The following is a 15,250-nucleotide window of genomic DNA, read 5'->3' on the forward strand; positions in this document are numbered from 1 at the left end:
CGGTACAGGTCAGGCTCAGTCGCCGAGCGGTTCGTAGTCGAACCAGTCGATGAGCACGGCTCCGGCCGAGGCGTACATTCCCATGACCCGGCCGGTGAAGCCGCCCGCCACCTCGGTCGACAGATAGCGGCCGTCGAGCGTGGCGAGGTCGGCGAACGTGCCGTCCGGTTCCTCGAAGCCGAGGGAGAGGGTGTCCGGGCCGGTGCGCGCCTCGGTCACGGTCCGCGCGGCGACCACCTCGATTCTCAGGGTCAGGGGGCCGGCGGGTACCTGCCGGGTCGCCACCACGGTGTGCAGCGGGCCGATGCGGGCGAGGACGCGCACCTCGCCGGGTGCCGCCTCGAGGGCGTAGTGGTGCCGCTCGTCGAGGCGGACGGCCAGCCCGCCGCGCCCGTCCGCCGGGTCGATCAGGGCGCGTACCCGGCAGGACAGGTGTTGTTGTCGGCGGCCGACGAACATCACGTCCGGACCGTCGAGGGAGCTGCCGAGGGCGCGCAGGGTCAGCCAGCCGGGCCGCTCCCTGGTGGTGCAGTTCTCCGCGGGGCGCTGACGGGGCGAGATCCAGTACGGGGCCAGTTCGCCGCGGTCGAAGTCGTCCCGGACCGGCGGGACCGCATCCGGCTGAAGCGGCCACGGGGGTGCGGGCAGGGCAAGCGACAGTTCGCCGACGACTGGCCAGCCGTCGGCCCAGCTCACGGGCGCGAGAAACGTCTCGCGGCCGAGTACGTGCCAGCCGGGGGTGCCACCGCCCGGGCGCACCCCGAGCAGCACCATCCACCATGAGTCGTCGGGCGCCCGGACGAGATCGGCGTGGCCGGTGTTCTGGATGGGGTGGTCGATACCGCGGTGCGTCAGGATCGGGTTGTCGGGGCAGGGCTCGAAGGGACCGGTGGGCGCGGGGCCTCGGGCGATGGACACGCCGTGGCCCCGCTCGGTGCCGCCTTCGGCGATGAGCAGGTACCAGTGGTCGCCGATGCGGTACAGGTGCGGCGCCTCCGGGGCCTTGGCGCCGGGGGTGCCGGACCAGAGCCGACGCGGCGGGCCGAAGGACTGCCCGGTGTGGGGGTCGATGCGGATCTGCTCGACTCCGGCATAGGTGCACCAGCAGGTGCCGTCGTCGTCCCAGGCGAGATCCGGGTCGATGCCGGGCACTCCGGGCAGCCGGACCGGGTCGGACCAGGGACCGGCCGGATCGGTTGTGGTCACCAGGAGGTGGCCGCCGTCGGAGACGTTCGTGGTGATCAGCCAGAACCGGCCGTCGTGGTGGCGCAGTGTGGGCGCGTAGATCCCGCCGGATGAGGTGGCTTCGGGCGGCAGGCGCAGTTGGCTCGGCCGTTCCAGGGCGTTGCCGATCTGCGTCCAGTGGACCAGGTCGCGGCTGTGGAAGAGGGGTACGCCGGGGACGTACTCGAAGCTGGAGCACGCCAGGTAGTAGTCCGCGCCCACCCGGCAGATGCTGGGGTCGGGATGGAACCCGGGGAGCACCGGGTTCTCGATGGTGTTGTCGCTGGTCTCGGACACGCCCGGCGCTCTCATGAGTCCCCGATCAGGAAGCGGTGAGAAACTTTCGCGCATCTGCCACAGAGAGTTTCTTCCGGAGGCTAGCGACGGCCTCAACGGCGGTCAATGGCTCCTCGGCGGTGCCGTGCTCTCCCGGACCGTCAGGGTCGTGGCGATCTCCAGACCGGTTTGCGGTGCCTTCTCGCCTCGGCCGAGGGCGAGCGCGAGTTCCGTCGCCGCCACGGCCATCTCGGTCAAGGGCTGGTGAACGGTGGTCAGGGGCGGGTCCACCCAGGCGACGACCGGCAGGTCGTCGAAGCCGACGACGCTCAGGTCGTCGGGGATGCGCAGGCCCGCCTCGCGTGCGGCCTGGTACACCCCGAGGGCCTGGAGGTCATTGGCCGTGAAGATCGCGGTCGGGCGGTCGGCGCGGGACAGCAGGGTGCGCGCCGCGGCGCAGCCGTCGTCGCGGGTGAGGCCGGTGTACACGAGGAGCTCCGGGTCGGCCGCCAGGCCGGCGGCCCGGAGGGCGGACCGGTGGCCGTCCACGCGGGCGCAGCAGCACAGTACGTGCTCGGGCCCGCTGATCATGGCGATGCGCCGGTGTCCCAGCTCGGTCAGATGGCGGGTGGCGGCCCGGCCGCCGGACCAGTTGGTGGCGCCGACGAACGGGACGTCGTCCGGCAGTTCGGTCGTCGGATCGAAGACGACGAACGGGATCCCCTTTGCCGTCAGTTGCGCACGCTCGGCCTCGGAGAGCTGGGCCACCGACAGCACGCAGTTCGGGCGCCGGGAAACGGTGTCGTCCCAGGTCGGGGCGGGGGTGTCGTGCAGTCCGAACTCGGACACCAGGACGCCGACCCGGCGCTCGCGGGCCACCCGCTCCACACCGCGGATGATCTCCACGGCCCACATGCTCTCCAGCTCGCGGAACACCAGCTCCACCACGTTGCTGCGGCCCGCACCGGTGGGTTTGCGATACCCGTGGCGGTTGATCAGCTCCTCGACCCGGGCGCGGGTGTCCGCGGACACTCCAGACTTCCCGTTGAGCACTTTCGACACGGTGGGGACCGACACCCCCGCCGACTCGGCGATGTACGCGATCGTGACCGGCCTGGACGCGTCGCCCTGTCGGCCTTCCCGGTCCGCCGGTCGCTCCGCTGCGTGGTCCGCCAAGGTCGCCTTCCGATCGCGCCAACTGGGCTGCGGCATGGCTGTGGTCTCTTCCGTGACGCCATGTTAGGTTCTCCGCCGCACACGACGAAAGTTTCTTTCGGTACGCAGTTCTCCGTCGGCTCGAAGGTGGAGGGTGCACGTGATGTTGAGGAAACCGGCACGTTTGCTTCCCCGGTGGCCCAGGGTGCGGCTGGTGGCGTTCGTCCTGGCGTTCGCCCTGCTCCCGGTGGTGCCCGGCGCGTACGCCTCCGCCGCCGATCGGTCCGTACCGCCGCCCAGTGCCCCGGCCGCCCGCAGCGCGGTGGCGGCCATGCAGCCCGGATGGAACCTGGGCAACACGTACGACGCCATCCCCGACGAAACCTCCTGGGGCAATCCTCCCGTCACCCAGGCGCTCATCCGGAAGGTCAAGTCGCAGGGTTACAAGAGCATTCGGCTGCCCGTGACCTGGGGCGGCCATCAGGGTGCGGCGCCCGGCTACCTGATCGATCCGGTCTGGATGGCGAAGGTCCGCAAGGTGGTCGACTGGGCGCTCGCGGAGGGCCTGTACGTCATGGTCAACTCGCATCACGACTCGTGGATGTGGGTCGACGACATGGCGACGGACCACGACGCCGTCCTCGCCCGGTACACCGCGACTTGGACGCAGATCGCCGCGGAGTTCCGGGACGCGTCGTCGCGGCTGGTGTTCGAGAGCATCAACGAGCCGACGTTCACCAACACCTCCGGGGACGACCAGAGCTACCGGCTGCTGGCGGAACTCAACCGCGCGTTCCACCGGATCGTGCGGGATTCCGGTGGCGGGAACGCCAAGCGGCTGCTCATCCTGCCCACCCTGTACACCAACGCCGATCAGGACCGCCTCGACGCGCTGGCCACCGAGATCGCCGAGCTGGACGATCCCATGGTGGCGGCGACCGTCCACTTCTACGGATGGTGGCCGTTCAGTGTGAACATCGCCGGGTACACCCGCTTCGACGCCACCTCGGAACGGGACCTCACCGAGACGTTCGACCGGGCGTACAACACCTTCGTCGCACACGGTGTCCCGGTCATCATCGGCGAGTACGCCCTGCTCGCCTATGACCACAACCGGCCCGGCATCATCGAACGGGGCGAGGTGCGCAAGTACTTCGAGTTCGTGGGCAACTACGCGCGCAAGCGGAACCTCACCACGATGCTGTGGGACGCCGGTCAGTTCCTGAACCGCAACGAACTGACGTGGCGGGACCCGGAGCTGTTCGGCCAGATCAAGTCCAGCTGGACCACCGCGTCGGGAACCGCCTCCAGCGACATGGTGTTCCTGCCCAAATCCGGCGACATCACCAGCCAGACGATGGCCCTGAACCCGAACGGCACCGACTTCCAGGGCCTCCGGCAAGGCAGCCGCAACCTGGTCGAAGGGCAGGACTACACCGTCTCGGGCAACCAGCTCACGCTGACGGCCACGGCGCTCACCCGGCTTGCCGGTGACCGCGCCTACGGGGTCAACGCCACGCTGGAGGCCAGGTTCTCGCGGGGTGTCCCCTGGCGGATCGACATCATCACGTACGACACACCGGTGCTGTCGAGCGTCACCGGGACCACGGATGCCTTCGCCATCCCCACCCGGTTCCGCGGGGACCTGCTGGCCACGATGGAGGCCAGGTACGACGACGGCGGCAACGCGGGACCGGCCGACTGGACCCCGTACCAGCAGTGGGACGCCGCCTTCTCGGCGTACACCGGCGACGCCATCAAGCTCACCCCCGACTTCTTCAGCTCGCTCGGGGACGGTTCACGGGTAACGCTCACCTTCCACTTCTGGAGCGGTGCCTCGGTGACGTACCACGTCACGAAGACGGGAGCCTCGGTGACCGGCACGGTCTCCTGAGCAGTGCCCATCGGGCGGCCACCCCGGCGTCCTCCGGTGCGCCTGCCTCCTCCGGCGGGTGCTAGCGTGAAGCGGACTGGGCCGGTCCGCCGGCGAATCCATGTCCTGACGGGGGACTGTCCCACCATGCGCCACCTTCCGCGCGCCGCCGCGCTCGCCGTTTCCGCCCTCCTCGCCCTCACGGCCTGCTCCGGCGGCGGGTCCGACGACGCGGGCTCCGCCGCCGGGAAGGGCGGGAAGGACGAGAAGAAGGGCACCAGCAGCAGCGGTGCAGCGGACTCGAAAGCGACGCCGTCGAAGACCGCCGCGAAGGGCTCGTCGGACGGCGCGTCCGGCACCACACAGCCCGTCACGTCCAAGGTGGAAGTGAGCATCAAGTCCTGCCAGATACGCGACGCGGCCAAGCTGTTCGCCGTCGTCCAGGTCAACAACGTGCACGGCGCGGCGGACTACGCCTACACCGTCAAGGTCCGCTTCCTGAACTCCGCGCATCCCGACGACGCGGCCTACACCACGCTCAGCCAGCTGCCCGTCCAGGCCGGGGCCATGAAGACGGCGCTCGCGTCCTCCGCGTGGAAGGGCGACTCCGCGGCCATGCCGAAGACGTGCGAGGTCGCCAAGGCCACCAAGGCGAAGATCGGCGGCTGACCGTCACCCCACTGATGCGGCGGCCGGGGCGGTGCGGGCGGTGACCGCCATCACGGCGAGGCCGAGCGTCACCACCGCGGCGCCCACGTACAGCGGTGCGGTGTAACCGAGGCCCGTGCTGATCGCGAGGCCGCCGAGCCAGGCGCCCAGAGCGTTGCCGACGTTGGAGGCCGAGACGTTGGCGCTGGCGGCCAGCGGCGCGCCATGGGCGGCGTCCGTAACACGGGTGATCATGCCGGGGACGGCGGCGAACCCGAAGACGCCCATCAGGAAGACCAGGACCACCGACGCCACTCGCCCCTCGGCCAGCAGCCCGAACGCGGCGAGCGTGGCGGCGAGCCCGGCCAGGGACACGATCAGCGTGCGGTCGCGGTCCCGGTCGGCCGCACGGCCCCCGGCGACGTTGCCGACGACCAGGCCGCTGCCGTAGACGACGAGCAGCCAGGCGACATCGGCGCTGGAGAAGCCGGTGACCTCGGTGAAGGTGTACGCGATGTAGCTGAACGCCCCGAACATGCCGCCGTAGCCGAGGGCGGTGGCGGTCAGGGTCAGCCACACCTGATGCGAGCGGAAGGCGCGTAGCTGGGGGCGCAGCCCGGCTGTGCGGTGGGCCTCGTCCACCGCGCCCGCCCAGGCCGGAACCCACCCGGCGATGGCGGCCACGGCCAGCACACCGATCCCGGTGATCGCCCAGAACGTGGCGCGCCAGCCGTAGTGTTCGCCGACCAGGGCGCCGAACGGCACGCCCAGCACGTTGGCGACCGTCAGCCCCGCGAACATCACGGCGACCGCGCGCGAGGCCCGCTCCGGCGGGACCATGCGGCGGGCGACAAGCGAGCCGATGCCGAAGAACGAGCCGTGGCACAGGGCCGCCACTATGCGGCCGAGCAGCGCCATGGCGTACGTGGGCGCGACAGCGGACAGCAGGTTGCCGAGGACGAACAACGCCACCAGCCCCACGAGGACGGCCTTGCGGTGGAGTCGGGTGGTGGCGGCCGTGAGCAGGATCGCGCCGATCGCGACGCTCAGGGCGTATCCCGAGATGAGCCACCCGGCCATGGCCTCGGAGACGTCCAGGTCGCGGCTCACCTGGGGCAGCAGGCCCGCGATCACGAACTCGGTCAGGCCGATCCCGAAACTGCCCAGCGCCAGCGCGACCAACCCGGCAGGCATGCTCCGCTCCCCCTCCCGTCGCATGTTTACGCAAACATCTTAGGGGCCCGAGTTCGGATTTCACGAGTGTAGGGGGGATCGCCTCCATATGATCACAGTGATATGGCCTGCACGGAGACAGGGGGATCATGTGGCCAGGGTCGTGGAGTTGCTGTCCTATCCCATCAAGGGGTGTGCCGGAATGCCGGTGCCCACCGCGGTGCTGACACCCGCGGGGCTCGCTCATGACCGCAGTTTCATGGTCATCAGCGAGGAGGGTGTCTTCCGCAGCCAACGGCGCGACCCGCGGCTGGCCTTGATCCGCCCCGAGGTCAGCACCGACGGGTTACGACTCACCCTGCGCGCCCCGGGCGGGTCGGGCCCGGTCGGGGTGGACGTCGACACGTCCGGTCGGCCGCGCGACGTCGAGCTGTTCGGGGCGCCGTTCCGGGGCATCGACCAGGGCGACGGAGCCGCCGCGTGGCTGTCCGACGTCCTCGGCGCCCCGAGCCGTCTGGTGCGGGTTCCGGCCGATCACGACCGGGTCACCGACGGTCGTACGCCCGGCACTTCGGGGTACGCCGACAGCTGCGCCGTGCACGTCCTCTCCCGGTCCACCTTGGCTCTGCTGAACGAGCGGCTGGGCGAGCGCGGCGCCCCGCCCCTCCCCATGGACCGCTTCCGCCCGAACATCGTCGTCGATGGCTGGGACACCCCGCACACCGAGGACCGCGCCCACCGGATCGCCATCGGCGACACGGAGCTCGGCTACGCCAAGCTCGCCATCCGCTGCGCCGTCGCCATGGTCGACCAGCGGTCCGGCACCAAGGCGGGCCCCGAGCCGCTGCGCACCCTGGCCGCCTACCGCCGGGCCGCCGAGGGTGGCGTGGCCTTCGGCACGAAGTACGCCGTGCTGCGCTCCGGCAAACTGTCCGTGGGCGACGACGTGCGCGTCACCTCGTGGGGCGAGTCGGAGGTCTGACTCGAACGATCAGTAGGGAGCTTCATGTCCGCCGCACCCGTCAAGGCCACCCGCATCGCCCTCCTGGTCCTCTACAGCGACCATGTGGAGGAGTGCCGCGCGTTCTACACCGGCCTGGGCTTGTCCTTCGTCCAGGAGCGGCACGGGCGCGGGCCGGTCCACTACGCCGCCACCCTGCCGGACGGCACGGTGATCGAGCTGTATCCCGCCACCGCCGAGCGGCCCGCGTCCCGTGTGCGGCTGGGCTTCACGGTCGACGGCCGCACCATGACTCCGCCGCTGGCTCCCGGCCGTCAGGTGGTGGACGATCCGGACGGGCGCGCCGTGGAGGTGTACGTGGTCTGAGGTCTGACGACCGTGCGGGGTTCCGGCAGGGCATCGTGGTGGGTGCTCTCGTCGCGGGACAGGCACTCGATGAGGTAGTCGCCGGTTTCGGAGTCGATGGTCACCCCGTGGGTCTCGCTGCGGAATCCGGGGAAGCGGCGGTCGAACGACTCCAGGGCGGTCAGATAGCGCAGCAGCGGACCGTCCACGGTGCCGATGCCCTCGCCGGGCATCAGGACCGGGATGCCGGGCGGCGTGACGGTGACCATGGCCGCGGCCACCCGGCCCGCCGCGTCGGCCAGCCGGACGCGCTCCGTACCGCCGCGGATCAGGCACTGGTAGCAGAGCTGCGGAGGGGCGACCGGCTCCGGCAGCTCCTGGAAGGCGGTGTCCAGCAGTTGGACGAGGTTCGCCTCGCGCAGATGGTCGTGCATCTCCTGGCACAGCCCGCGCAGCGTCGCACCGGTGTAGCGGTTCGGGTACGCGGTGACCAGCCCGGGCAGGACACGGTCGAGCGGGGTGTCCTCGTCGTAGAGGGACTTGAAGTCCATCAGGGCATCCAGGAGGGTGCCCCACTTGCCCTTGGTGATACCCATGGAGAACAGGACCAGGGTGGTGTAGGTGTCGGTCTTCTCCACCACGACGTCGCGGGTGGCCAGGTAGGCGGTGAGGATCCGGGCGGGGATTCCCCAATCGGCCATGTGGCCAATCGCGTTGATCCCCGGGCAGGTCACGGTCACCTTGAGGGGGTCGAGCATGCAGTAGCCCTGGTCGAGGCCGGGGAAGCCGTGCCACTCCGCCTCGGGTTCCAGCTCCCAGCACGACGGTTCCGTGCGCAGCAGCTCGGCCGGGGCCCGGTCGAAGGGCAGCCGCTCGCCGGTGGACGGATCGGTCACCGTATCCGGCTGCCAGACGCCGAAGAACCAGGCGGGGCGGTCACCGGCGGCCTCGATACGGCGGCCGATCCGCACCACCGCCTGGCGGAAGCGGACCGCCTCGGTCAACGCCTCGTCGATCAGCCAGCGGCCCTGGGGGCCGTCCATCATCGCGGTGGCGACGTCCAAGGAGGCGATCATCGGATACAGCGGGGAGGTGGTGCCGTGCATCATCAGCGCCTCGTTGAACCGGTCGTGCTCCACCGGGGCCCGGGGCGCGGGCTTGATGTGCACCATGGCGCTCTGCGACAGCGCGGCCAGCAGCTTGTGGGTGGACTGGGTGGCGAAGACGGTGGGCCGGTCCGGGCCGGGGAAGGTGTCGGGTCCTACGGACATCCCGTAGCGCCCGGCGTACAGGGGGTGGAAGCGGGCGTAGGCGAACCACGCCTCGTCGAAGTGGACCCGCGGTGTGCTGGCGGCGAAGGCCCGGGCGGCCTGGAGCGCGTCGTAACACAGGCCGTCGTAGGTGGAGTTGGTGAAGACCGCGTACTGGGCGTGGCGGGAGAGCGCATGGCGCGTCAGCGGGTTTCCCCCGATGCGTGCGGCCACGTTGTCCGCCTCGATCTCGCCCGGGGGCAGCGGTCCGGAGAGGCCGTAGCCATTGCGCGTGGGGATCAGATACACCGGCCGTGAGCCGGAGATGACCAGCCCGTGCAGCACCGACTTGTGGCAGTTCCGGTCGACGAGGGCGATCTCGTCGCGGGTCACGCTGAAGTGGCCGACGAGGCGATCGCAGGTCGAATCGCCGTGGAGGACGAAGTACGTGAGGTCGGCGCCGAAGACCCGGGCGGCGTTCCGCTCGGCCTCGCCGATGGGCCCGGTGTGCTCGAACAGGGAGCCGAGGGCTTCGACGGAGATGGACAGGTCGCTGCGGAACAGCCGCTCGCCGAAGTAGTCGTGGAAGGCCCGGCCCACCGGTGACTTCAGAAAGGCGACGCCGCCCGCGTGGGCCGGGGTGTGCCAGGAGTACTCGTGCGTGTCGTCGAAGTGGCGCAGCGCCTTGAAGAACGGCGGCAGTACGGCTTCGCGGTAGGCGCGGGCAGCGCTGGAGACGCGTCCGGCGATGAAGGAGGCGGTGTCCTCCTCCGGCCACACATATCCGACGACGGTCTCCGATACCCACAGGGGCAGGTCCTCGAAGCCTTCGTCGGCGGCGATGAGGAAGACCGGCAGGCCCTGGAACCGTCGGCCGATGTCGCGCAGGACCGCGGAGCCGCCGCCGGGTTCGCCACCCTTCGCGCCATCCGAATCGCCGTCCGAATCGCCGTCCGAATCGCCATCGGGCTCGAGCTGCCAGTCCACCAGCGCCGCGGCCAGCCCGGCCTCGGTGCGCAGCACCGTGCGGGCCTCGGCTCCGGTCCCGGCCCAGCGCACCGCGAATCCGGCGGTCTCGACCGCCTCGCGGATCCTGTGCAGCTGCTCGGCCCCGGCCGTGTCGTCCCCGGGGTGCTCCCGGACCGCGAACAGAACGGTGTCGCCCGCCATATCCCCCTCCTCAGCCTCTGCCCCCGCCCGTCAGAGTTTCGGGGGACGGATCCACGCGGGGCGGGGCAGTCGGGGGAAGTCCACCCGAAAGTGTCAGAGCCAGGCGGCGAGGCCCGCGGGTGACAGGGCGCGTTCCACGGCCAGATACCCGGCGCCGAGCAGGCCGAGGTCGGCGTTGCGGGTCGTCGTCTCGATGCTGATGCGGCGGGTGGCCTGGGCGAGGGCGCGTTCGTAGACGACGCTGCGGATGCCCGCGAGCAGGTCGTCCTGGAGGATGGCGAAGGCGCCGCCGACCACGATGAGGTCGGGGTTGTGGAAGCACACCATGGCGGCGAGGACTTCGCCGAGGCGTTCACCGGCTTCTCGTACGGCGCGCAGGGCGCGGGGTTCGCCCTGCTGGGCGAGCCGGATGGCGTCCCATTTGGTCTTCACCGGCAGGCCCTCCCGGGCGAGCCGGGCGGCGATGACCTCGCCGTTGACCACCGCGCCGAGGCAGCCGGAGTTGCCGCAGCCGCCACAGAGCCGGTCCTGGTAGTCGGTGCCGCGCAGCCGTACGTGGGCGATCTCGCCGGAGATTCCGTTGGCGCCCCGGTGGACGGTGCCGTTGCTGATGATGCCGCAGCCGAGTCCGGAGCCGACCTTGACGAAGACCATCTGGTCCACCGGCTGTGCGCGGGCCCGGTATTCGCCGAGGGCCATCAGGTTGGCGTCGTTGTCGACGAGGACGGGCACGTCACACACCTGAGAGAGGGCTTCCTGCGGTCTGAAGCCCTCCCAGCCGGGGAGCATCACGGGCCGGATCGGGACGGAGGTCTCGGCGTCGACCTGGCCGGGGACGCCGATGCAGATGGCGCGCACATCGGACCACCGGCGGTCGAGTCCGGTGAGGAGTTCTTCGAGGCTGGCGAGGATGGCGGCCATCGCGGGGCCGGGGCCCGCGTCGGGGCGGAAGTCGACGTAGGTGTCGCTGAGCAGACGTACGCCGAGGTCGAGTACGCCGACGCGGCAGTGTGCGGCGCCGACGTCGACGGCGGCGACGACTCCGGCGGCCGGGTCGATGCCGAGTTCCAGTGCGGGGCGGCCGCCGGTGGAGTCGCCGAGGTGGGAGGTGAGCAGTCCGCGCCGGACCAGGGCGTCCAGGCGTTTGCTGACCGTGGTGCGGGACAGGCCGGTCAGCCGGGCCAGGTCGCTCTTGGAGGCGGCGCGCCCGGTGGCGATGAGGGTGGCGAGTTCGCTGAGGTCCCGGAGTCCCGCACGTGCGGGGGCTTCCTCGCCGAGTGGGCCGGTTTCGCCGGATCCGGCGAAAGTCGATGGCATACGCATCGCTCCGTTCCCCGGTGAGCCGGGTGAGCTGCGTCCGGCTGGTGTCCCGGTGGTGTGCGGCAGGCTAGGCGGGTCGCGGCCGGGGAGTCAATGGGCGGATTCGCCCCGTCTCCTCCGGTCGGGGCGGCTGGGTGTCCGGGCGGGTTTCGCCGGATCTGCCATAAGTTCCGTATTGTCTTCGGCTCGTCCACGGAGTGATAGTTGCCGGGCGGCGGAGCCCCGCGGAAGACCGTCACCCGGTCTCGGGCCCGCCAGGACCGTTTCCCGTTCTCAGGTGCGGGTGTCCGGCATCGCTCTCACCGGCGCGCCGCCCCACCACACAAGGTCCGCCCGCTCGCGGCGGCCACCGCTCCCACCCCCTCTGAGCGCTTCAGGGCAGGTCAGGCAGGAGGCACGATGCACGTCCCCGTCCGTGTCGGTGTGATCGGCTGCGGCAACATCTTCGGCCGGTACGCCACCGGCATGTCCCGCTTCCCAGCGCTGGCGCTGGTCGCGGTGGCCGACGCCGATCCCGTACGCGCCGAGTCGGCCGCCGCCGCGTCCGGCGCCACCCCGTGCGCGGTGGATGAGCTGCTCGACCGCGCGGACATCGACGTGGTCGTCAACATCACCCCGCCCACCGCGCATGCCGCCGTCAGCGAGCGGGCCCTGACCGCGGGCAAGCATCTGTACGCCGAGAAACCGCTGGCCGACACGGTGGCCGCCGCCCGTGCCGGACTCGCCGAGGCCGACCGGCGGGGGCTGCTGTTCGGGGCCGCGCCGGACACGTTCCTGGGCTCGGCCGGGCAGACCGCGCGGGCCGCGATCGACGACGGTGTGATCGGTGAGCCGGTCGGGGCGACGGCATTCGTGACGCACTCGCGGGCGGAGACCTGGCACCCCGATCCGACGTTTCTGTTCCGGCCCGGCGGCGGCCCCGCCCTGGACATGGGGCCGTACTACCTCACCGCCCTGATCAACTGCCTGGGCCCGGTGTCGACGGTGTACGGGACCAGCAGGATCGGCGCCCCGCACCGCACCGTGACCGCTCCCGGACGGCTCGTCGACACCATCGAGGTGACGGTTCCCACCCACACCGCCGCCACCGTCACCTTCGCGGGCGGAGTGCTCGCCACCGTGATGATGAGCTTCGACGTGTGGGACCACCATCTGCCGTTCATCGAGATCTACGGCACCCGGGGCACGCTCTCCCTGCCCGACCCCAACGGCTACGACGGTCCGGTGCGCCTGCGCCGCCACGGCGACGCGGACTGGGCCGAACTTCCCCCCGTGGTCCCGCCGCTGGCCCGGCCCGGCGGCGAGGAGCAGCTGCTGCGCGGCATGGGCGTCGCCGACCTGGCCGCCGCGCTGCGTGAGCGCACCCCGCACCGGGCCACGGCCGGGCTGGCCTTCCACACCCTCGACGTCCTGGAGGCCATCGCCGTGTCCGCGGACACCGGCGCCCCGGTGGCCCTCACGAGCAGCTGTGAACGCCCCGCGCCACTCGACGGCACCTACGGGGCCCTGCACCCCCTGGAGGCATGAACGTGAGCACCCGCTTCGGCGCCGACCTGATCACCTTCTACGATCCCGCGTTCTGGCAGGTGGCCGACGAGCGCGCGCTCGCCGCCACCGCCGCCGAGCGTCCCGAGTGGTTCTGGACCCGGGTGCTGGACGGCGCCGTCGAAGCCGGGCTGTCCACCCTGGAACTCACCTTTCCGCCCGGCGACTGGCGCACCGCGGTCGCGGCGTTCGGCTCCCCGGGCGGGTTCCGCAAGGAACTCGACGTGCGCGGGCTCGATGTGCTCTCCGGCTTCTTCGTGGACATCGCCTGGCAGCCGAGCCTGGAGGCGACCGACTGGAGCGCGGTCACCGCGCAGGCCGTGGAGTACGCCGAATTCCTCGCCGCCATGGGCTGCTCCCTGATGGTGGCCGGGCTGCCGATGCGCACCACCCGCGACGGGGAGAACCCGCTGTTCGCCGGGCTCGGCTACGCCCGGGCGCTCGGCGACCGCCTCAACGAGCTGGCCGCCACCGTACAGCGCGAACACGGGGTGCGGCTCGCGCTGCACACCGAGGCGCACTCGGTGTTCTGGACACCGCGCGACATCGACCTGTTCATGCTGGCCACCGACCCGCTGTATGTGTCCTTCTGCCCCGACACCGGCCACATCGCGCTGGCCGGAAGCGAGCCCGTCGGCGTCGCCGAGCGGCATCGTGAGCGGATCGCCATCGCCCACTGGAAGGACGCCTCCGGTACGGCGCCCTTCGACATCCCCATCGACGAGAACATCCACGCCGATCACCGCCGCTACTTCCGGCGCGTCGGGGCCGGTGCGCTCGACTGGGCCGCCTGGGCCGACCTGATGTTCCGTACCGGCCTGCGCGATGACGTCCTGCTGGAAGTGGACGCCGTACCCGACCCGGTGGCCGAACTCCGCGCCGCCCGCGCCTTCATCCAGGACAACCTCCTTCCCCAGCTGCACGGGAGTACCCCATGAGGCCCCTGCCCACCGTTCTCCTCGCCTCCTGTCTGCTGGCCACCGCCGCCTGCGCCACCAACGCCGAGTCCACCGCGTCCACCGGTGGCAACGAGCAGTCGCCACGCCTGACCGCCGCGGCCCGCAAGGCCGCGCTCGCCGCCGCCGGTGGCAAGAAGATCGGCGGCAAGGTCACCATGCTCGGCGTCAACGGCGGCAGCGAGGCGCAGCTCGTCAAGAACGCGCTGAAGCCCTTCACCGACGCCACCGGGATCCAGGTCGACTACACCGGTTCCCAGGACCTCAACGCGATCGTGCAGACCCGTGTGCAGGCCGGGAATCCGCCGGACGTGGTGGACTCCGCTGACATCGGCTCCATGGTCGAGTACGCGAAGAAGGGCAAGCTCGCCGATCTGGACACCCTGATCGGGACCGACACCTTGAAGGGCGAATTCCCGGGCAGTCTGCTGAAGGCGACCACCGTGGGCGGCAAGACCTACGGTGTCTTCACCGAGGTCGACAACTTCATGGTCTGGTACGACCCCAAGGCGTACAAGGGGCCGAAGAATCCGGGCAGTTGGGCCGATCTTGAGGCGTTCACCGAGAAGCAGGCGGCCGCGGGGAAGACCCCGTGGTGCATGGCGCAGAACGCCGGTGCGGGCAGTGGTTTCCCCGGGACCCAGTGGATCGAGAGCTGGTTCGTCAAGCACTACGGAGCCGCCAAGCTCCGCGCCTGGGCCGACGGGAAGCTCGCGTGGACCTCGCCGGAGGTCAAGGCGGCGTGGAAGGCGTTCGGCGCCGTGGCCACCAACCCCAAGATGGTCAACGGCGGCCCCACCGGTGTGCTGTCCGCCTCGATCGTCAACAACGGCACCGGGCTGATCTCCTCACCGCCGAAGTGCTCGGTCATGCTGTGGGGCGTGTACGGCGGAGGGCTCACCCTCGGCCAGAACAAGGCGCTCAAGGCGGGCACCGACCTCGACTTCTACCCGGTCCCCGCCGGTTCCCCGGCCTACGCGGACGACGAGCTGTTCGGCGGGCACGTGGCCTACGCCTTCAACGACAACCCGCGGGTCCGCGCCCTGATGAAGTACTGGGCGTCCACCCAGGCGCAGACGCTGCTGGTCGCCAGTGGCCAGTGGACCGAGGCCAACACCAAGATCCCCGCGTCCGCGTACTCCAGCCCGCTGCTGAAGAAGGCCTCGCAGGAACTCCTCAAGGGCAAGAACCTGGCCGCGGGCCCCACCATGTACGGCTCCCCGGACGTCATCACGGCCTACCACAAGGGCGTCGTGAACTACATCCAGCATCCCGGGTCCCTCGACAGCATCCTGGCCGGTCTCCAGCGCACCGCCACCCGCGGCTGACCGCCACCCGAGCACACGTATCCGTA

The 15,250-nt window shown here is 70.9% G+C and carries 12 protein-coding genes; 7 read left to right on the top strand and 5 right to left on the bottom strand.

What is annotated here, in order from left to right; genetic code table 11:
• Window positions 1–15 precede the first annotated feature (15 nt).
• Both ACH4TL_RS35415 and ACH4TL_RS35420 read right to left on the bottom strand, forming a co-directional pair.
• A complete protein-coding gene (locus ACH4TL_RS35415; RefSeq protein ID WP_398324674.1) occupies window positions 16–1,536 on the bottom strand; it encodes a glycoside hydrolase family 43 protein in 1,521 nt (506 codons plus the stop codon).
• Window positions 1,537–1,623: 87 nt separating this feature from the next.
• Window positions 1,624–2,712 (bottom strand): LacI family DNA-binding transcriptional regulator, encoded by a 1,089-nt coding sequence (locus tag ACH4TL_RS35420; RefSeq protein ID WP_398324677.1) that lies wholly within the window; start codon window positions 2,710–2,712, stop codon window positions 1,624–1,626.
• Between the two features lie 106 nt (window positions 2,713–2,818).
• Between ACH4TL_RS35420 and ACH4TL_RS35425 the strand changes: the two genes are divergently transcribed.
• Both ACH4TL_RS35425 and ACH4TL_RS35430 read left to right on the top strand, forming a co-directional pair.
• On the top strand, window positions 2,819–4,549 hold the full coding sequence (locus ACH4TL_RS35425) for a cellulase family glycosylhydrolase (RefSeq protein WP_398324985.1): 1,731 nt from the start codon (window positions 2,819–2,821) through the stop codon (window positions 4,547–4,549).
• Between the two features lie 126 nt (window positions 4,550–4,675).
• A complete protein-coding gene (locus tag ACH4TL_RS35430) occupies window positions 4,676–5,197 on the top strand; it encodes a hypothetical protein (RefSeq protein WP_398324680.1) in 522 nt (173 codons plus the stop codon).
• Between the two features lie 3 nt (window positions 5,198–5,200).
• On the opposite strand, the gene ACH4TL_RS35435 is transcribed toward ACH4TL_RS35430, so the two are convergent.
• Window positions 5,201–6,370, bottom strand: a complete 1,170-nt coding sequence (locus ACH4TL_RS35435; RefSeq protein ID WP_398324683.1) for an MFS transporter — start codon at window positions 6,368–6,370, stop codon at window positions 5,201–5,203.
• A gap of 88 nt (window positions 6,371–6,458) precedes the next feature.
• Between ACH4TL_RS35435 and ACH4TL_RS35440 the strand changes: the two genes are divergently transcribed.
• A complete protein-coding gene (locus tag ACH4TL_RS35440) occupies window positions 6,459–7,331 on the top strand; it encodes an MOSC domain-containing protein (RefSeq protein ID WP_398324686.1) in 873 nt (290 codons plus the stop codon).
• A gap of 24 nt (window positions 7,332–7,355) precedes the next feature.
• Window positions 7,356–7,676 (top strand): VOC family protein, encoded by a 321-nt coding sequence (locus tag ACH4TL_RS35445; RefSeq protein WP_398324689.1) that lies wholly within the window; start codon window positions 7,356–7,358, stop codon window positions 7,674–7,676.
• Here ACH4TL_RS35445 and ACH4TL_RS35450 read toward each other — a convergent pair.
• On the bottom strand, window positions 7,625–10,075 hold the full coding sequence (locus ACH4TL_RS35450; protein WP_398324692.1) for an Orn/Lys/Arg decarboxylase N-terminal domain-containing protein: 2,451 nt from the start codon (window positions 10,073–10,075) through the stop codon (window positions 7,625–7,627). The two genes, ACH4TL_RS35445 and ACH4TL_RS35450, sit on opposite strands and share 52 nt — an antisense overlap.
• Window positions 10,076–10,168: 93 nt before the next feature.
• Complete coding sequence (locus tag ACH4TL_RS35455) at window positions 10,169–11,392, bottom strand: ROK family protein (RefSeq protein WP_398324695.1); 1,224 nt, start codon at window positions 11,390–11,392, stop codon at window positions 10,169–10,171.
• A gap of 402 nt (window positions 11,393–11,794) precedes the next feature.
• On the opposite strand from ACH4TL_RS35455, the gene ACH4TL_RS35460 reads away from it, so the two are divergent.
• From ACH4TL_RS35460 to ACH4TL_RS35470, 3 genes are read left to right on the top strand one after another with little or no spacing between them, the layout of a single operon-like run.
• Window positions 11,795–12,922 (top strand): Gfo/Idh/MocA family protein, encoded by a 1,128-nt coding sequence (locus ACH4TL_RS35460; protein WP_398324698.1) that lies wholly within the window; start codon window positions 11,795–11,797, stop codon window positions 12,920–12,922.
• Entirely contained in the window at window positions 12,919–13,878 is a 960-nt protein-coding gene (locus tag ACH4TL_RS35465; protein ID WP_398324701.1) for a sugar phosphate isomerase/epimerase family protein, read from the top strand. The genes ACH4TL_RS35460 and ACH4TL_RS35465 overlap by 4 nt, the downstream gene beginning before the upstream one ends.
• Window positions 13,875–15,224, top strand: a complete 1,350-nt coding sequence (locus tag ACH4TL_RS35470) for an ABC transporter substrate-binding protein (RefSeq protein ID WP_398324704.1) — start codon at window positions 13,875–13,877, stop codon at window positions 15,222–15,224. Before ACH4TL_RS35465 ends, ACH4TL_RS35470 begins: the two co-directional genes overlap by 4 nt.
• Window positions 15,225–15,250 lie beyond the last annotated feature (26 nt).

Origin of the sequence: Streptomyces sp. NPDC021115, from assembly GCF_044333065.1 — a bacterium.
Taxonomy (GTDB): Bacteria; Actinomycetota; Actinomycetes; order Streptomycetales; family Streptomycetaceae; genus Streptomyces.